Origin of the sequence: Streptomyces sp. NBC_00503, assembly GCF_036346895.1 — a bacterium.
GTDB lineage: Bacteria > Actinomycetota > Actinomycetes > Streptomycetales > Streptomycetaceae > Streptomyces.
In genome coordinates this window covers 6555253-6573193 of the sequence record NZ_CP107855.1, presented here as the reverse complement: position 1 = coordinate 6573193, position 17941 = coordinate 6555253, and the positions used below count along the sequence as shown (strand labels likewise).

The window sequence follows — 17941 nt, the reverse complement described above, 5'->3', positions numbered from 1 at the left end:
CTTACAGGTACTGACAGGTGGAGCGATGGACGAAGGCCCCATGGCCGGCCCGCCCCGTGTACTCGCGCCGGTCGATGACCACCTCTCCGCGGGAGAGGACCGTGTCGACTCGTCCGGTGATCCGCTTGCCCTCGTACGCCGAGTAGTCCACGTTCATGTGGTGCGTCTCGGCGGAGATGACCTGCTCGGCGTGCGGATCGTAGAGGACGATGTCGGCGTCGGAACCCGGCGCGATGGTGCCCTTCTGCGGGTAGAGGCCGAACATCCGGGCCGGGCTCGCGCACGCGATCTCGATCCAGCGACGGCGGCCGATGTGCCCGTCCACGACGGCCTGGTGGAGGAGGTCCATACGGTTCTCCACACCCGGCAGCCCGTTCGGGATCTTCGAGAAGTCCCCTCGGCCCAGCTCCTTCTGGCCGCGAAAGCAGAACGGACAGTGGTCGGTGGAGACCACCTGCAGGTCGTTGGTCCGCAGGCCCCGCCACAGTGCCGCCTGGTGCTCGCGCGGACGGAGGGGGGTGGAGCAGACGTACTTCGCGCCCTGGAAGTCGGGCTCTTCGAGGTTGTCGGTGGACAGGAAGAGGTACTGCGGGCACGTTTCACCGAAGACCGGCAGGCCCTTGTCCCGGGCCAGCGCCAGCTCCGCGACCGCCTCCTCCGCCGAGACGTGGACCACGTACAGCGGTGAGCCGGCGACCCGGGCGAGCTGGATGGCCCGGTGGGTGGCCTCCGCCTCCAACAGCACCTTGCGGACCTCGCCGTGGTGGCGCGGGTCCGTCTCCCCGCGGGCCAGGGCCTGTTCCACGAGGACGTCGATCGCGATGCCGTTCTCCGCGTGCATCATGATCAGCCCGCCGTTACCCGACGCCCGCTGCATCGCCCGCAGGATCTGCCCGTCATCCGAATAGAACACGCCCGGGTATGCCATAAACAATTTGAACGAACTTACGCCTTCTTCGACGAGTCCATCCATTTCCTTGAGGGAGTGCTCATTGACGTCAGACACGATCATGTGGAACGCGTAGTCGATCGCGCATTTACCGTCGGCCTTCGCGTACCAGGTGTCCAAGCCCTCCCGGAGGGAGTGCCCGGGTGTCTGTACTGCGAAGTCGACGATCGTCGTCGTTCCGCCCCAGGCTGCGGCTCGGGTCCCGGTCTCGAACGTGTCCGACGCGAAGGTGCCGCCGAACGGCAGCTCCATATGCGTGTGCGCATCGACCCCGCCTGGGATCACGTATTTCCGCGAGGCGTCGATCACCCGGTCAGCGGTCCACTGCTGGCTGCCCGCTGTCGCCATCGCCACGACACGGCCGTCCTCGATCAGAACATCCGCATACAACTCGTCGGAAGCCGTAATTACAAGGCCACCGGTAATGAGAGTTCTAGTCATGCCCGAGAAATCCCTTCGCCTTGCAATTCCGAACAAAGAGGGCCGCCGACCGGAAAACCGCAATGAAGGCGGTGTTCCGGTCGGCGGCACACGCCGTTACGACGCCGACGGCCCGCGCTGCTGGGCCTTACATCGTTCAGCACGAGGCGCCCGCACCCGCTAGGTCGCCGGGCCGCCGTGGAAATTCCTGGTCACGCGAGCCAATGAAACTCTTGAAGGAGGTGACCCCCTCCCCCACCAGGTGGTCCATCTCCTTCAGGGTGCCCTCGTTGACGTCCGAGAGGATCATGTGGAAGGCGTAGTCGACGGCGCACTGGCCGTCGGCCTTGGCGTACCAGGTGTCGAGGCCCTCGCGCAGCGAGTGGCCGGGGGTCTGTACGGCGAAGTCCACGATGGTGGTGGTGCCGCCCCAGGCTGCGGCCCGGGTTCCGGTCTCGAAGGTGTCTGAGGCGGCCGTGCCTCCGAAGGGCAGCTCCATGTGGGTGTGCGCGTCGACCCCGCCGGGGATGACGTACTTCCCGCTCGCGTCGATCGTCCGGTCGGCCGTCCAGGTCTCGGCGGCGGCCGTGCCGTGCGCCGCGAGGGCGGCCACGCGGCCGTCCTCGATCAGCACGTCGGCGTGGAGCTCGTCGGCGGCCGTGATGACGAGGCCGCCGCGGATGAGGGTGCGGATGGTCATGTACGTCGTCTCCCCGGTAGCTAGTTGAGGATGCCGAGGGCTTCGGCGAGGATGCCGGCGCCCTCCTCCGCCTCGGCGACGGTGAGGGAGAGCGGCGGCGCGATGCGCAGCACGCTGGTGTTGTGTCCGCCGCCCTTGCCGAGGAGCAGGCCGCGGGTCCGGGCGGCCTCCAGTACGGCGGCGGCCGCATCGGGATCGGCCTGGTCGGTACCGGGCTTCGTGAGCTCCAGTCCGGCCATCAGGCCCCGGCCGCGGACCTCCCGTACGGCGGGCACGGTCGCGGCGACGGCGCGCAGCCGTTCCAGCAGCAGGCCGCCGACCCGGCGGGCGTTGCCCTGGAGGTCGTGTTCGAGGAGGTACGCGAGGTTGGCGACGCCGGCGGCCATGGTGACGGGTGAACCGCCGAAGGTGGAGATGGAGTTGGAGTCGAGGCAGTTCATCACCTCGGCGCGGGCCACGACTCCGCCGATGGACATGCCGTTGCCGATGCCCTTGGCGAAGGTGAGGATGTCCGGCGGGCCGTTCTGGGCGTGGGCCTGCCAGCCCCAGAAGTTGTCGCCGGTGCGGCCCCAGCCGGTCTGCACCTCGTCGCTGATCCAGAGGATGCCGTGGCGGTCGAGGACCTCGCGGAAGGCCCCGTAGAGCCCGTCGGGCGGGGAGGTGAACCCGCCGACGCCCTGGATCGGTTCGGCGATGAGCGCGGCGAGGCCGCCGCGGGCCTGGCCGAGTACGTCTTCGAGGTCGGCGACGGCGGCCGCGGTGAACTCGGCGTCGTTCAGGTGCGCGAAGGGGCCGCGGGAGCGGACGGCGCCGTGCACGTAGTACGTCTGGAGCGGCGAGAGGCTGGTCGGGGACCAGCCGCGGTTGCCGGTGATCGAGACGGTGGAGAAGGACCGGCCGTGGTAGCTGTTGCGCATCGCCAGGATCTGGTTGGAGCGGCGGTACGTCGTCGCGAGCAGCAGGGCGGTGTCGTTGGCCTCGGTGCCGGAGGTGGTGAAGAAGACCCGGGCGTCCGGGATCCCGGACAACGAGGCGACCCGCTCGGCGAGTTCGATCATCGGCCGGTTCAGGTACAGGGTGGACGAGTGGATGATCCGTCCGGCCTGTTCGGAGACGGCCTTGGTGACCTCGGGCAGGGCGTGGGCCGTCATCGTGGTGAGGATGCCGCCGAAGAAGTCCAGGTAGCGGTTGCCTTCGGCGTCCCAGACGTGGCGGCCTTCGCCGTGGGTGAGCTCGATGGGCCGGTCGTAGTAGAGCGCGAGCCAGTCGGGCAGGACGGAGCGGTGGCGACTGTGCAGGGGGATCGGGTTGGTCACGGCTGTACGAGCCCTCCGTAGGCGTCGGGGCGGCGGTCGCGGTAGAAGGCCCACTGGTCGCGGACCTCCTTGATCAGGTCGAAGTCGAGGTCCCGGACGAGGAGTTCCTCCTCCTTGTCGCTGGCGACCTCCCCGACGAACTGGCCGCGCGGGTCGACGAAGTAGCTGGTGCCGTAGAAGTCGTTGTCGCCGTACTCCTCCTGGCCGACACGGTTGATCGCCGCGACGAAGTACTCGTTGGCGACGGCCGAGGCGGGCTGCTCCAGCTGCCACAGGTACCCGGACAGGCCCCGGGAGGTCGCGGACGGGTTGTACACCAACTGCGCTCCGGCGAGCCCGAGTTCGCGCCAGCCTTCCGGGAAGTGGCGGTCGTAGCAGATGTAGACGCCGATCCTCCCGACGGCGGTGTCGAAGACGGGCCAGCCGAGGTTGCCCGGCCGGAAGTAGTACTTCTCCCAGAAGCCCTTGACCTGGGGGATGTGGTGCTTGCGGTACTTGCCGAGGTAGCTGCCGTCGGCGTCGATGACGGCGGCGGTGTTGTAGTAGAAGCCCTCGGACTCCAGCTCGAAGACCGGTACGACGATGACCATGCCGGTCTCGCGGGCGAGCGCCTGCATGCGCTGCACGGTGGGGCCCTCGGGGACGGCCTCGGCCCAGCGGTAGTGCTCGGGTTCCTGGACCTGGCAGAAGTAGGGGGCGTTGAAGACTTCCTGGAAGCCGATGATCTTCGCGCCCTGGGCGGCGGCCCGGCGGGCGTGCTCCTCGTGTTTGGCGATCATCGACTCGGTGTCTCCGGTCCAGGTGGCCTGGACGAGTGCGGCGCGGACGACTTGGGCCATGAGCTGCTCCTCGCGACGGGTACGCCGAGTTCTACGCACGTAGAGGGGTGCACGGCTGCGCGTAGGGAGTTGAAGGTAGGCCTCGGCACAGCGCGGGGCAAGACCGCCTTGCACGGTTGGAGTAGTCGATCAAGAGACGTCGCCGTTACGTCGACACCTGGTCGTTATCGGTCAGGAGACGGGCAGTTTCGCGACGCGGAGTGCGTGCAGCAGATCCCGGTGGTGCGTCCGCGAGAGGGCTTCGGCCGCGCGGAGCAGACGGGGCGCGAACCACTGCGGATCCCGGCGGGCGAGGCGGGCCGACTCCTCGGCGGTGCGGACCCTGACGAAGGCTTCGAGCAGGGTGTCGGCCTCGTGGGCCCGGCCGGCTTCGCCGAGCGCGAGGGCGGCTTCGGCGATCTCCGCGGCGGGCCGGGCGGCGCCCTGGCGCAGCAGCGCCGCGCAGTCGGCCGGGCCGAGCACCACCGCGGCCGCGGCGAAGCGGGCGGGCGGCAGCGAAGCCGCCTCCCAGAGCAGGGTGGTCCAGTCGGCCGCCAGCCCGGCCCGGACCAGCTCCTCCCCGAGCCCCGGCAGCCACTCCACGGGCCCGGCGGCGGCCTCGCAGAGCAGTGCGTGCGCTTCGCCGCTCCGCCCCTGTGCGCGCAGCGCGATGAGCGCGGCGACGATCCCGCCGACGGGATCCCGCGGCGGGTGCTGCGCGGCCGCGGAGTCGGCGGCCGGGCCGGCGAGGGGGTGGGCTGCGGGATGGGCTGCGAAGTCGGCTGCGGGGTGGCCGGTGGAGTTGGCCGCCGAGTCGGCTGCGGGCTCCGGGTAGCGGCCGCCGGCCGGAGTCGGGTCCGGGCGGTCGGGGCGGTCCTGCGGGGCGGGGCGGCCGAAGCGGGCCCCGCGCAGGGGGGCTTCGGCCGACGGCGCACCCGGGGGCGGGGCGAACGCCTGGGCTTCGGGGACCGCCGCGCCCGCATACCGGGCCCCGCCGCTCCGCCGGGCTCCGCGCAGCCAGCGGCTCTCGGCGCGGCCGACCGGAGCCTGGGCCTCGGCGGGCCCGCCGGAGCCCTGCTCGGGCCCGCCGGAGGGCTGCGCCGACACCCCGGAGGGCTGCGCCGGAACCCCTGAGCCCTGCTCGGGCTCCGCGGAGCGCTGCTCGGGCCGGCCGGAGCGCTGCGCCGGCACGCCCGCCAGGGGCTCGGCGGCGGGCGGGGCCGCCATCGCCAGCCGGGCCGTCAGGTCCTCGTGCCGGGCCGCCGCCCGGGCCGCGTCGTCGCGGGTCCACGAGAGCTCCCGGGACAGGGCGTCCGCCTGCGCCGGGTCCGCGGTCCGGTCGAGGCGGGCCGACAGCGCGCGCAGCGAGGCCTGGGCCTGCGAACGCTGCGCGAGGGCCGCGGCCAGCAGGGTGTGCAGTTCCTCGACGCCGCCGGGCAGCCGGTCCCAGGCCTCGACGGCGGCCGCCCGCAGCCCGGCCGCGTACCTGGTTTCCCGCGCGATCGCATCCGGGTCGACCGTTCCAAGGGCTCCCGCCGGACCCGGCCGGGCCGCCAAGTCGCCCAGTAGCGACTCCAGTACGTCCCAGGGCGGCATCGCAGCCCCGTCCAGGCAGGCCCGCATCCCCTCGGGGTCCCGCCGCAGGAATTCCCCGTACCATCCCGTCCCGGGATCCAGCCTCTGCGTCAACCCCCGCATGTAGCCGGAGAGTTGACCGATCACCAGCGAAGTCGCGGTCTCCATCCCCGCATTGGATCCCATCCGTGTTACGGGCGGGCTACGGGAATCTCAAAGCTGGACGGCGGTCTCGTCAAGCGTGATGGCGATCGCCTCGTGAGGTCGCTTGCCCCGCCGGGCCAGCATGGCCGGCACGTCCAGGATCCAGTACTGCCAGGTGTACTTGCGCGAGATGAGCTTGCGCACCCGGTCCAGCCCGGCCCGGTCCAGCAGCCGCGCCTGTCCCTCGGCCACCTCGGTCCCCGGCGCCACGCGGCCGCGTACGTCGCAGGCGCAGACCGTGACCCGCCCGTTGTTGCGGATCCGCTTGACCTTCCACGAATCGCTGCGCGTCCACACGTACAGCTCACCACCGTCCGCCGCGGCCCACACCGGGGTCGCCACCGGTGTGCCGTCCTTGCGGAAGGTGGTGAGACTGACGTACCGCGCCCTGCCCAGATCCTCAACCGTAAGCGTCATGGGCCCGACCCTATGCGCAGGGCGCACGGTGCATGGCGCACTGCCCAGGGCACCATGCGCAGGCCGGTGCCGCGTCAGGCCGCGGGGGCCGCCTCCCCGTGGCTGAGCGTCTCCCAGGCCACGAACAGGTCGTCCGTCCCGGCCGGCCGCATCTTCTCGACCAGCTCGCGCGTGTGCGGAAGTTTCGCGCCCGTCCGCAGCTCGTAGTGCTGGAGCGCGACTTCCAGGTCGGGGCCCATGGTGCGCTCCACCTTGCCCCCGCACAGCCATTCGGGAGCCTCGGCGCCCAGCTGGTACTCCGAGTGGAACTCCAGCGCCGCCTTGAGCCGCTCGCCCTGCTCCCCGTACAGGTCCACGCCCTGGTGCCACGCCGTCTCCGCGATGTGCGCGGACGCGGCGAGGGAGTAGCCGACGTGCATGAGGTTGCGGCAGGTCTCCTGGGCGATGCCGTCGACGTACGTCCCCTGGCCGAACCAGTACGTCTTCACCTTGTCCGGCGAGTCGATGCCGGTGCGCGGCGGGGCGAGGGGGTGCGCGCCGTCCTTCTTGAGGTAGAAGTACGCCGGAACGCGCGCCCGGAACCGCTCCAGGGACTCCCGGAAGACGTCCTGGTCCTCCAGGAAGACGGCGATGCCCATCGCGGCGTCGGTCATCGCCAGCTCCCAGTTGCCGTTGTACGTCGGCACCTGCGCGCGGACGGCCGGGAGGTACGCGGTGCGCAGCATCTCCTTGAACCGGGTGACCTGTACGTTCTCCCAGTTCGGGTAGTCGGCGTGGATGATCTCGGCGGCCCGCGCCCAGGTGGAGCCGGACCAGGCGGCCTGGAGTCCGGCGTTGTCCTCGGCGTGCCGCTTCATCACCGCCGACCAGCCGTTCATGATCTCCACGGCCTTGCGGGCGTGGGCTGTCCTGCCGTTCACGGACCAGAGCAGGGCGTGCGTGTAGGCGGCGATCGCGTCCTGGCGTTCGTCGAGGCAGGACTGCGGCCCCGAGTTGAAGGGGCAGGGCACGACGTCGGCGGGGTGCGCCGTGTAGTCGAGGGAGGCGTAGCGGCTCTTGAGGAGCGCCTGGTACGCCGAGTTCCACGGCTCCTTGCCGGCCGCGACCATCTGCTTCGCGTGCTGGAGCTGGGTGTGGCTGACGACGACGCCCGGGTGGCGGAAGACCACCTCGTCCGGGGCCTTGGCGTGGGCCCGGCCGTCGGGGGCGGCGCATGCCGCGAGCAGCAGGCCGCCCGCGAGGAGGGCGCCGACGATTCCGAGACCGAGTCGCTTGGATGCGGATGCGTTCATGTCTGGCACGCTTCACGCTTGCCCCGCGCCCCGGCCGTCCCACCGCCGATTGGGCCGTTCGGCCGCCGGGCCCGCCCGAACGGCAGGCTGAGGCGGCCGATCGGCCGAGGCCACGACCTCAGCCGGAATGCGGCCGAGCGGGTCCGACCCGTCAGACCGGCGCGAAGGCGCACCGCCGCATGACGTCGTCCAGCGAGAGCCCGAGGGCTTCGGCGAGGGCGGCCACGGTGAAGAAGGCGGGCGTCGGGGCCCGGCCGGTCTCGATCTTGCGGAGCGTCTCGGCGGAGAGCCCGGCGCTGGCCGCGATCTCGACCATGCTGCGATCGCCGCGGGCCGCGCGCAAAAGGGCGCCCAGGCGCTCGCCGCGCTCGCGCTCCGCGGGGGTGAGAGGGGTACGGACCATGCCCCCATCCTACCCCGGACCCCCAATAACTATCCCGGTAAAGTTATACCGGTATAGTTATTGGCATGGTGAACCTGAAGACAGAACAGTCGATCGACGAGATGCGCGCCGCCGGGCGCGTCGTCGCGCACGCCCTCGCCGCCGTCCGGGACCGGGCGGACGTCGGAGTGTCCCTGCTGGAGCTCGACCAAGTGGCCCGCGAGGTGCTCCGGGAAGCCGGCGCGAGCTCGCCGTTCCTCGGCTACCGGCCGCGGTTCGCACCGGTCCCCTTCCCCGCCGTCGTCTGCGCCTCGGTCAATGACGCGATCGTGCACGGCATCCCCGACGGCTACCGGCTGCGCGACGGCGACCTGGTCAGCATCGACTGCGGCGCGAAGCTGGGCGGCTGGGTCGGCGACGCCGCCGTCAGCTTCACGGTCGGCCGGGCCCGCCCCGCCGACCTGCGGCTCATCGAGACCGCCGAGGCCGCCCTCGCCGCGGGGATCGCCGCCGCACTGCCCGGCAACCGCGTCGGGGACATCGCCCACGCCATCGGCACGGTCTGCCGCGCCGCCGGATACGGCATCCCCGACGGCTTCGGCGGCCACGGCGTCGGGCGCTCGATGCACGAGGAGCCGGGCGTGCCCAACGAGGGCCCGCCGGGGCGCGGTACGAAGCTGCGCCCCGGCATGGTGATCGCGATCGAGCCGATGCTGATCGCGGGCGGCACCGACGACTACGCCCCCGACGCGGACGGCTGGACCCTGCGGACCCTCGACGGCAGCCGGGCCGCGCACGCGGAGCACACGGTCGCCATCACCACCGAGGGCCCGAGGATCCTCACCGCGCTCTAGGGGGTGCCGCAGCCTTCAGGCTAGATCACCGGTGGGCGACCCAGTCGGGTCATGCGCCACACCGTCCGCCACCGCATGGGGCGACGCGGCGGACACGGGACCCGGACGCCTTCGAAGAACCCGGCCCACCACGACTTCAGCCCCGCCAGCGGGGGCCGCTGGAGCAGCGTGTAGGCCGCCCACGAGGCCAGGTAGACCGGCACCAGGGCGGCGGGCAGGTGCCGCTTGGCCAGCCAGACCCGGTTCCGGGCCGTCATCCGGTAGTAGACCGCGTGCCTGGCCGGCGAGGTCTTCGGGTGTTGGAGCACCAGCTTCGGCTCGTACAGGATGTCCCAGCCGCAGTCGACTGCCCGCCAGGCCAGGTCCGTCTCCTCGTGCGTGAAGAAGAAGTCCTCCGGCCAGCCCCCGGTCTCCTCCAGCATCGGCATCGACAAGGCGTGCCCGCCGCCCAGGAACGTCGTCACCAGGCCCCGCCGCATCGGGTCGCCCGCCCCCAGGCGGGGCACGTGCCGCCGCTGCGTATCTCCGGTCTCGTCCGCGATCCGGAACGAGACGATGCCCAGCCGGCGGTCCGCCTCGTACAGGTCGGCGATCCGCCGGACAACGTCCGTTTCGATCAGCAGGCCGTCGTCGTCCAGGTCCACCAGGACGTCGACGTCGCCGAAGTCCCGGAGGTGGTGCCAGGCGACGTTCCGGCCGCCGGACACCCCCAGGTTCTCCTCGAGTTCCACCGCGGTCACGTCCTGGGGCAGGCCCCGCAGGGCCGTCCCGTTGCCGACCACCACGACCCTGGCCGCCGGTTCGTCCTGCTCGGCCACCGAGGCCAGCAGGGCCAGCAGCTCGGGCATCCGGTCGCCCCTCGTCAGCACGGCAACACCTACACGCGGCCGGACCACGACCACCACCACCACTTCCCTCGGCACCGGGTGAACGCCGAGCGTACCCCCGGCGAACCGACCCGCCCGATCCGCCCTCCAGGAGGTGCTACGGCTTCCCGTGCGGGTGCACCACCATCGCCGCGCCACCGCCCCGGCGGGTCGGTTCGGCCGCGGCCAGCCAGCGGCCGTCGGGCAGCCGCTGGACGCCGGTGGCGGCGCCGATCTCGGGGTTCTGCCGGAAGCCCTGGCCGAGCGCCTCCAGTTCGGCGCGGACCGGGCTGTTCCACAGGCCCGGCTCCAGCTCGGTGGTGGTCTGGTTGCGCTGGCTGGCGCGCGGCGCGGCGATGGCGTCGACGAGCGGCAGCCCGCGGTCCAGGTGCCCGATCAGGGTCTGGAGCACGGTGGTGATGATGGTCGCGCCGCCCGGGGAGCCCACGGCCAGCACCGGGCGGCCGTCCTCCAGCACGATGGTCGGGGACATCGAGGAGCGCGGCCGCTTGCCGGGGCCGGGCAGGTTCGGGTCCGGGACGCCGGGCGCGGCCGGGGCGAAGGAGAAGTCGGTCAGTTCGTTGTTGAGCAGGAAGCCGCGGCCGGGCACCGTGATGGCGCTGCCGCCCGTCGACTCGATGGTCAGGGTGTACGAGACCACGTTGCCCCAGCGGTCGGCGACGGTCAGGTGCGTGGTGTTCTCCCCTTCGTAGGTGGTCGGGGCGGCCTGTCCGCCGGCGCCGCAGGCGACCGGATGGCGGGGATCGCCCGGAGCGAGCGGGCTGGTCAGCGCCTTGCCCGGGTCGATGAGACAGCCGCGCGTGTCCGCGTACCGCTGGGAGAGCAGTTCCTTGGTGGGCACGTCCTCGGCGGCCGGGTCGCCGACCCAGCGGCCGCGGTCGGCGAAGGAGATCCGCGAGGCCTCGATGTAGCGGTGCAGGTACTGGGCTTCGGACAGCGAGCCGAGGTCGGAGCGCTCCAGGATGTTCAGCGCCTCGCCGACGGTGGTGCCGCCGGAGGAGGACGGGGCCATGCTGTAGACGTCCAGGCCGCGGTAGCCGACCCGGGTCGGGTCCTGCCGCTTGGTGGCGTAGGCGCGCAGGTCGGCGGTGGTCAGGTCGCCGGAGCGCACCACGCGGGTGGCGGCCGGGTCCACCGGGGGCTTGCGGACGGCGCGGACGATGTCCTCGGCCAGCGGGCCGCGGTAGAGGGCGCCCGTGCCCTTGCGGCCGAGTTCCGCGTAAGTGGCCGCAAGATCGGGGTTCTTGAAGGTGGAGCCGACCACCGGGAGGGCGCCGCCGGGCAGGAACAGCTTCTTGGTGTCCGGGAAGTCCTTGAAACGGTCCTGGTTGAGTTCCGTCTGTGCCCGGAAGGTGGCGTCGACGGTGAACCCGTCACGGGCCAGTTTCTCGGCGGGCCCCAGGAGTTGGCCCAGCGAGCGGGTGCCCCAGGCGTCGAGCGCGCTCTGCCAGGTCGCCGGGGTGCCGGGGACTCCGACGCCGCGGCCGCTGGTCTGTCCCTCGGCGAAGGGGATGGGCAGGCCGTTCTCCTGGAACAGCGTGGCGGTGGCGCTCGCCGGGGCGGTCTCGCGCCCGTCGATGGTCCGCACCCGGCCGGAACGGGCGTCGTAGTAGACGAAGTAGCCGCCTCCGCCGATCCCGGAGGAGTACGGCTCGGTGACCCCGAGCGCCGCGGCCGTCGCGACGGCCGCGTCCACGGCGTTGCCCCCGGAGCGCAGGACCGCGATCCCGGCGGCGCTGGCGTCGGCGTCCACGCTGGCGACGGCCCCGCCGTACCCGACGGCCACCGGCACCTTCGCCGGAGTCCCGGCCGCCGCCTGCGACGGCGGGGCGGCGGCGCCGGTGGAGACGAGCGCACCGGCGAGTGCGAGGAGCGCTAACTGACGTGCTGCGGCGGGACGACGCATCCGTACCTCCAGTCGACGGCCTGTCAGCCCCCCTGGCCCAGGCCTAGGGTGGGCACTGTAACTTCACCCCACCCCCCGCGTCAGGACGGCCTGTCGCGGGTTAACATCCGCGCCGTAACGGGATCCCCCTCCGAACGAGGGGGCTTTCATCCTTCTGGGCTGAGGGCCGCCGTTACCAGCACCAGCCAACAATCCATAGACGGAGGTGAACGAAGTTGGCTACGTACCGCGTAGGCCAGAAGACCCACCCACCTGTGCTTCCTCAGCAGGTGGCTCTGGAATTCGAGTCAGCAGACACCCCCCGGATCGGGGACGAAACGGGACTCGAACGCCGTGAGGCACCCGGCGCGGTACATGTGCGAGGGGAGACCACCGGTGTCGCACCTGGCATCGATGGCGTCACCCCCAACCATCTGGTTGGGGAGAGGGCCCGTGAGGGCCACCCCGTCGTGTTCGTCCTGGACAAGCACGGCACACCACTCCAACCCACCAGCCCCGCGAGGGCCCGCCAACTCCTCAAGCAGCGCCGGGCCGTCGTAGCCCGGCACACCCCGTTCGTGATCCGGCTCAAAGACCGCACGGTCTCGGGATCGCAGGTGGATGGTACGGAACTCGGGATCGACCCGGGCTCGAAGCGCACTGGTATCTCCGTGTTCACAGCCAAAGATGGTGAGCGGCGCGGCCTGTACGCGGTCGAACTCGCCCACCGGGGCGCCGTCATCCAGGACAAGCTGACCGCGCGTGCCTCTTACCGGCGGGGTCGGCGCACCCGGAACCTGCGCCACCGCGCGCCCCGCTTCTCCAATCGCGCCCGTCCCAAGGGCTGGCTCGCCCCGTCGCTGCGGCACCGCGTGGACACCACCATGTCGTGGACCAGCCGGCTCGCGCGCTGGGCACCCATGCGCGCGGTGCACGTGGAGCGGGTCGCGTTCGATACCCACGCCATGTCCAACGGCGGACCACTGCAGGGGGCCAAGTACCAGCACGGCACCCTGCACGGCACAGAAGCCCGCGAATACCTCCTCGCCAAGTGGGGCAGGGCCTGCGCCTGCTGCGGCGCCACCGGGGTACCGCTCAACATCGACCACATCCACCCCCGCTCACGCGGCGGCAGCGACCGCATCTCCAACCTGTGCACGGCCTGCATCCCGTGCAACGAGAAGAAGTCCAACCAGCCCGTCGAAGACTTCCTGCAGAAATCCCCGCGCCAGTTGGCACGCATCCTCGCTCAGGCCAGACAAACACTTCCGCCTCCTCCAACGAGCCGACGGATACGCCTACACCACCAGACCCGAAGGACCCAGCGTTGCCATCTGACCGCCGTCGGTAGAGCGAAGAGACCTCCGGCGCTCCGCTCCTCCACCTCAGAGTCCAGTTCCTCCCCCAGCAAAAGCAGGGGGTATCCACGAAAGAAGTCCGATGAACGACGACGTGCGCAATATCGTGCTGGGGGTGGTGGCCACCGCGGTCAGTGGTGGTTTCGGCTGGTTCTCCCGGACTTATCTGTGGCGCCGCGCGCTGCGCCGCAAGCAGGCCTTCTTCGGACTGCCGACCGGCTCCGACTGCCTGTTCGTGGTCAACCGGCAGATGGGCGGCACCGATTCCTCGCTGCACCGCAACGACGCCTTCGCCCTGCTGGAGATATCCGCCCTGATCAAGGACTGCGGGGCGAACGTGCAGATCGTCACCCACGACGGCGCCCGCCAGGGCTTCGGCGAGCGGGCCGAGTTCTGTGTGGGCGGGCCCTCCTCCAACGCCCGGACGACGGCGCACCTGTCCTCCATGCTCCCCGGGGTGCGGATCATCGTCTCCAGCGAACCCGTGCCGGACCGCGGGGCCATCACGGTCGGCGGGGAGACGTACCGCTGGGTGAAGGGCCTCGTCGAGTACGTGCTGCTGGCGCGGCTGACGACCGGGCAGGGGTCCCGGCCGGTGTTCCTGCTGTGCGGGCAGACCGCCATCAGCAATCAGGCGGCGGCCCGTTACCTGGCCAGACGCCACCGGAAGCTGGCCGACTCCTACGGCGACGAGTCCTTCTGCATCCTGCTGAAGGTGATCAACTCCGATGCCTACGGCCCCGATGTGACGGAGCTGGTCGCCGATGTCACCGGACCGGCCCGGACACCCGCAGCGGCAGCCGTGTGATCCCGTTGATGAAGTTGGAGACCAACCGGCGCGGTTCTCCGGCTAGTTCGGGTGCGGGCATCTCGGCGCGCCACTCCTCGTAGAGGACCCGCAGCTGGAGCCGGGCGAAGTGGGCGCCGAGGCAGACGTGCGGGCCGTCGCCGAAGGAGACGTGCGGGTTGGGCGTACGGGCGAGGTCGAGGCGGCCGGGGTCGGCGAAGACCCGCTCGTCGTGGTTGGCGGAGGCGTGGAAGACCACCACCTTGTCGCCGGCCCGGATCGGCCGCCCGGCCAGTTCGGTGTCCGCGGCGGCCGTACGGCGAAAGCTGAGCACCGGCGGGTGGACGCGCAGGAGTTCCTCGACCGCCCGGTCCACCGGGACCCGTCCCTCGGCGAGCCGGGCGTACGCGTCCGGTTCGCGGGCCAGGGCGAGCAGCCCGCCGGGCGCGGCGCTGCGCACGGTGTCGTTGCCCGCGACGGTGAGCAGGAAGAAGAACATCTCCAGCTCCGCGTCCTGGAGCCCGGCGAGCGCGAGCGCGGTCATCACGTCGTCGCCGGGGTGCGCGCGCTTGTGGGCGGCCAGTTCGCGGGCGTAGCCGAACATCTCCCCCAGCAGGGCCGGGGAGCGCGGGTTCAGCGGTTTCCCGTCCGGGCCGAGCCGGGGCGCGGGCGCGTCCTCGGGGTCCTGGTAGCCGATGATCCGCACCGTCCACTCCAGGAGCAGCCCCCGGTCGGCGGCCGGGACGCCCAGCAGGTCGGTGAGGTTCAGCAGCGCGTACTCGTCGGTGACGGCCCGCACCAGGTCGGTGCTCCCGCCCTCGGCGCCGTCGCGGGCGGCGCGCAGCAGCGTACGGGCGCGCTCGCGGACCCGGGCGGCGAAGGCGTCGACGCGGGCCGGGGTGAAGGCGCGGGCCACGGTCCGGCGGAGCCTTCCGTGCTCGGGGGGATCCTGGTTGAGCATGGTGCGCCGCAGGAAGGGCAGGTCGGCCGGGTCGGGGTCGCGGATCTGGGTGGCGCCCAGGTGGGAGGAGTACGTGGCGTGGTCGCGCAGGACGCGGACCACGTCGGCGTGCCGGGTGACGGCCCAGAAGCCGGGACCGGCGGGCCAGCCGAGGACCTCCGGCTCGGGCTGCCAGGCCACCGGGTGGCGCTCGCGCAGCAGCCGGTAGCGGTCGTACGGGACGCCTTCGGCGTAGACGCGGGGGTCGAAGACGTCCGGGGCTGCGGCCACGGCCGGGTCCATGCGGTCCATGCGGTCCATGCCTCACACGGTGCCGGGGCCCGGGCCCGGCCCGCAAGGGCACCGCGCGCAAGGCCGGCCGGTCGTGTCAGTCGTGGATCCCGCAGGCGACCCGCTCCTGCTTCCCTTCGGAGCCGACGAGGAGGATCTCGGGCTCCGGGGTCCTGCTCACCGCCGAGTCGACCGTGCAGGCCACCTGGCGGCGGGCGAGGGCGGACAGGGGGGCGATCGGGAAGGGCAGGACGACACGGACGTCCTTGCCGTTGTCGCCGACGCCGAACTTGATCACCCCCTCCGCGAACCCCTTGGAGTCCGGGGCCGGGAGCTCGGTGGTCAGGCCCGCCGCCCGCGCGGTGTCGTTCGGGCCGTTCAGCAGGGTCGCGAGGGTGGCGCTGACCGAGGTCTGGGGCAGGTCGGTGACGGTCACCGGCCTGAGGGCGCCTTCGGGCGAGAGGAAGTAGACCAGGGCGGACTGGGGCCCGCCCACGTTCATGGTGCCCGCCCCGCCGCTCTCGACGACCCCGGTGGTCGCGATGCCGCAGCCGGTCGCGAGGAGCAGCGGCCCGAGCAGCGCGGCCGCGGCGGCGGCCGTCCGGAGTCCGGTCACGACTCCACCTCCAGGGGCATGTCGATGGTGAAGACCGCGCCCCGGCCGACTCCGTTGGCCGCGCGCAGGGTGCCGCCGTGCAGGCGGACGTTCTCCAGGGTGATGGCCAGGCCCAGGCCGCTGCCCGAGGAGCGGGTGCGGGCGGCGTCGGCCTTGAAGAACCGGTCGAAGATGTGCGGCAGCGCCTCGGGGGCGATGCCCGCCCCGCTGTCGGCCACTTCGACGAGCAGCCGGGCGCCTCCGGTGTCCGCGCCGGCGGCGGGATCCGCACCAACACCCGGCCCCTGCTCCGGCCCCTGCTCCGGACGGGCCTCGGTGCGTACGGTGACGTGGACGGGGGCGTCGCCGTGCTTGAGGGCGTTGCCCACCAGGTTGGCGAGGACCACGTCGAAGCGGCGCGGGTCGAGCCGGGCCCTGACCCCGGGCTGCAGGTCGGTGACGACCCGGCCGTCGCTCCAGTGGCGGCGTTCCAGGGTCTTGGTGACGAACTCGGCGATGTCCACGTCGTCCGGGTTGAGTTCGGCGGCGCGGGCGTCGAAGCGGGATATCTCCATGAGGTCCTCGACGAGGACGGCGAGCTTCCCGGTCTCGGCGCTGATCAGGCGCAGCGCGGCGGCCGTGTCGGGATCGAGCCCGCCCGCGTCCTCGTCGAGGACCTCGGTGACGGCGAGCATCCCCGCGAGCGGGGTGCGCAGTTCGTGGGAGACGTCGGAGGCGAAGCGGCGGGCGCGGACCTCGGCTTCCCGGAGTTCGCTCACGGACTGTTCGAGGGCGCGGGCGGTCTCGTTGAAGGTGCGGGCGAGGCCCGCGAGTTCGTCGGCGCCCCGCACTTCGATCCGGGTGTCGAGGTGGCCCCGGCCGAGCCGTTGGGCGGCCCGGCGCATGTCCCGTACCGGCCGCAGGACGCTGCGGGCGGCGAGCAGGGCCGGGATGATCGCGATGGCGAGGCCGGGGACGGCGCCCTGTCGCGCGGCGGCGACCATGGCCTCCACCGTCGTCTTCTCGCTGTCCAGGGGCATCACGACGAAGAAGACGGCGCCGGTGGGCTCGTAGGCCCCGTTGTTCTTGAAGACGGCCGGCATGCCGATGGTGAGGTAGGGGTTGCCCCGCTGGTCCTCCACCCGCTGGAAGGCTCCGTGGGGATTGGTGGACACCTGGCGGCGGAGCTTTTCGGTGATGACGGTGGAGGTGGGCTGGACCGGGTTGGTGGAGGCGCGCAGGGTCCCGTACTCCGCGAACATGATCCAGGGGTGCGGCTGGCCCCGCTTGCCGAGGTCCAGGACGATCCGCTGGAGCTGCTGCTGGTCCAGCGGCAGCTGGATGGACTGCTGGTCCATCAGGTCCCGCAGGGTGCTGACGGCGGTGTCCTGGCTCTGCTTGAGGATGGCGTTGCGGGCCTGCTGGTAGGTCAGGGCCGCCGTGCTGACGGCGCTGATCGCCGCGACCAGCAGGAAGGCGGCGATCAGCCGGGTGCGCAGTCCGAGCGGTGCGATGCGTCTCACGGCGCGGGCCTACAGCGGACCGAAGCGGTAGCCGAACCCGCGCACGGTCTGGATGTAGCGGGGGCTGGAGTCGGGGTCCTCGATCTTGGTGCGCAGGCGTCGTACACAGGCGTCCACCAGCCGGGCGTCGGCGTGGTAGCTGTGGTCCCACACGTATTCGAGGAGCTGCTGGCGGGAGAAGACCTGCTCGGGCGAGGCCGACAGGTGCAGCAGGAGCTTGATCTCGCTGGGGGCGAGGGGGACGCGCTCACCGTTCTTGGCGACGGTGAGTCCGCTGCGGTCGATGGACAGCCCGCCGTGGACATCCACGTCGGGGCGGCCTCCGGCCGGGTCGGCGAGGCGGCGCAGCACGGCCTTGATGCGGGCTTCGATGACCTCGGTGCGGGCGGGTTTGACGATGTAGTCGTCGGCGCCGGCCTCCAGGCCGACGACTATGTCGAAGTCGTCGCCGCGCGCGGTGAGCATGATGATCGGGACCTGGCTGGTCTCGCGGATCCGGCGGCAGACCTGGACCCCGTTGATGCCGGGGAGCATGAGGTCGAGCAGGACGAGTTCGGGGTGGAAGCTCGTCATGAGGGCCAGTCCGGCCTCACCGGTCTCGGCGGCACTCACCTCGTGGCCGCGTCGGCGCAGGCCCAGGCCCACCCCTTCCCGGATGGAAGGGTCGTCCTCGATCAGCAGTACGCGTGGCATCGGGTCAGTATTCCAAGGTCGTCGATCGTTTTGCTCCCCCTTCCGGCCGAGGTCA

The 17941-nt window shown here is 71.8% G+C and carries 15 protein-coding genes and 2 pseudogenes; 3 read left to right on the top strand and 14 right to left on the bottom strand.

Annotation, left to right across the window (positions count from 1 at the left end; translation table 11 throughout):
• Window position 1: 1 nt before the first annotated feature.
• The 8 genes and pseudogenes from hydA to OG490_RS29980 all read right to left on the bottom strand — a co-directional run bounded on the left by hydA (window position 2) and on the right by OG490_RS29980 (window position 8094).
• Window positions 2-1390 carry a dihydropyrimidinase gene (gene hydA, locus OG490_RS30015; RefSeq protein WP_330299392.1) on the bottom strand — a complete coding sequence of 463 codons (1389 nt, stop codon included), beginning with the start codon at window positions 1388-1390 and terminating at the stop codon, window positions 2-4.
• Window positions 1391-1592: 202 nt separating this feature from the next.
• Window positions 1593-2069, bottom strand: a pseudogene (locus tag OG490_RS30010) (amidohydrolase family protein); the annotation flags it as partial.
• Window positions 2070-2089: 20 nt separating this feature from the next.
• Window positions 2090-3385 (bottom strand): aspartate aminotransferase family protein, encoded by a 1296-nt coding sequence (locus OG490_RS30005; protein WP_330299391.1) that lies wholly within the window; start codon window positions 3383-3385, stop codon window positions 2090-2092.
• Window positions 3382-4224 (bottom strand): nitrilase-related carbon-nitrogen hydrolase, encoded by an 843-nt coding sequence (locus OG490_RS30000; protein WP_330299390.1) that lies wholly within the window; start codon window positions 4222-4224, stop codon window positions 3382-3384. The genes OG490_RS30005 and OG490_RS30000 overlap by 4 nt, the downstream gene beginning before the upstream one ends.
• Window positions 4225-4395: 171 nt before the next feature.
• Window positions 4396-5946, bottom strand: coding sequence for a hypothetical protein (locus OG490_RS29995; protein WP_330299389.1), 1551 nt, complete (start codon window positions 5944-5946; stop codon window positions 4396-4398).
• Window positions 5947-5991: 45 nt separating this feature from the next.
• The gene (locus tag OG490_RS29990; protein WP_330299388.1) at window positions 5992-6399 is read right to left on the bottom strand and encodes a PPOX class F420-dependent oxidoreductase; all 408 of its coding nucleotides are present in this window, start codon (window positions 6397-6399) and stop codon (window positions 5992-5994) included.
• A gap of 74 nt (window positions 6400-6473) precedes the next feature.
• Window positions 6474-7691: an alginate lyase family protein gene (locus OG490_RS29985; RefSeq protein WP_330299387.1), complete on the bottom strand. Its 1218-nt coding sequence runs from the start codon at window positions 7689-7691 to the stop codon at window positions 6474-6476.
• Window positions 7692-7842: 151 nt separating this feature from the next.
• Window positions 7843-8094 carry a helix-turn-helix domain-containing protein gene (locus tag OG490_RS29980; protein ID WP_330299386.1) on the bottom strand — a complete coding sequence of 84 codons (252 nt, stop codon included), beginning with the start codon at window positions 8092-8094 and terminating at the stop codon, window positions 7843-7845.
• A 65-nt stretch (window positions 8095-8159) separates the two neighbouring features.
• On the opposite strand from OG490_RS29980, the gene map reads away from it, so the two are divergent.
• The gene (gene map / locus OG490_RS29975; protein ID WP_330299385.1) at window positions 8160-8927 is read left to right on the top strand and encodes a type I methionyl aminopeptidase; all 768 of its coding nucleotides are present in this window, start codon (window positions 8160-8162) and stop codon (window positions 8925-8927) included.
• A gap of 20 nt (window positions 8928-8947) precedes the next feature.
• Here map and OG490_RS29970 read toward each other — a convergent pair whose 3' ends face one another.
• On the bottom strand, window positions 8948-9775 hold the full coding sequence (locus tag OG490_RS29970) for a glycosyltransferase family 2 protein (RefSeq protein WP_330301126.1): 828 nt from the start codon (window positions 9773-9775) through the stop codon (window positions 8948-8950).
• 136 nt (window positions 9776-9911) lie between these two features.
• Window positions 9912-11720 carry a gamma-glutamyltransferase gene (ggt, locus tag OG490_RS29965; RefSeq protein WP_330299384.1) on the bottom strand — a complete coding sequence of 603 codons (1809 nt, stop codon included), beginning with the start codon at window positions 11718-11720 and terminating at the stop codon, window positions 9912-9914.
• Between the two features lie 254 nt (window positions 11721-11974).
• On the opposite strand from ggt, the pseudogene iscB reads away from it, so the two are divergent.
• Window positions 11975-12913: pseudogene (iscB, locus tag OG490_RS29960) on the top strand (RNA-guided endonuclease IscB); the annotation flags it as partial.
• A gap of 226 nt (window positions 12914-13139) precedes the next feature.
• Window positions 13140-13865 carry a hypothetical protein gene (locus OG490_RS29955; RefSeq protein ID WP_330299383.1) on the top strand — a complete coding sequence of 242 codons (726 nt, stop codon included), beginning with the start codon at window positions 13140-13142 and terminating at the stop codon, window positions 13863-13865.
• On the opposite strand, the gene OG490_RS29950 is transcribed toward OG490_RS29955, so the two are convergent.
• From OG490_RS29950 to OG490_RS29935, 4 genes are all read right to left on the bottom strand, one after another.
• Window positions 13825-15105 (bottom strand): cytochrome P450, encoded by a 1281-nt coding sequence (locus OG490_RS29950; RefSeq protein ID WP_330299382.1) that lies wholly within the window; start codon window positions 15103-15105, stop codon window positions 13825-13827. The genes OG490_RS29955 and OG490_RS29950 overlap by 41 nt on opposite strands.
• Window positions 15106-15172: 67 nt before the next feature.
• On the bottom strand, window positions 15173-15691 hold the full coding sequence (locus OG490_RS29945; protein WP_330299381.1) for a hypothetical protein: 519 nt from the start codon (window positions 15689-15691) through the stop codon (window positions 15173-15175).
• Window positions 15688-17193, bottom strand: coding sequence for a HAMP domain-containing sensor histidine kinase (locus OG490_RS29940; protein ID WP_330299380.1), 1506 nt, complete (start codon window positions 17191-17193; stop codon window positions 15688-15690). The genes OG490_RS29945 and OG490_RS29940 overlap by 4 nt, the downstream gene beginning before the upstream one ends.
• Before the next feature lie 9 nt (window positions 17194-17202).
• Window positions 17203-17886 (bottom strand): response regulator transcription factor, encoded by a 684-nt coding sequence (locus OG490_RS29935; protein WP_330299379.1) that lies wholly within the window; start codon window positions 17884-17886, stop codon window positions 17203-17205.
• Window positions 17887-17941 lie beyond the last annotated feature (55 nt).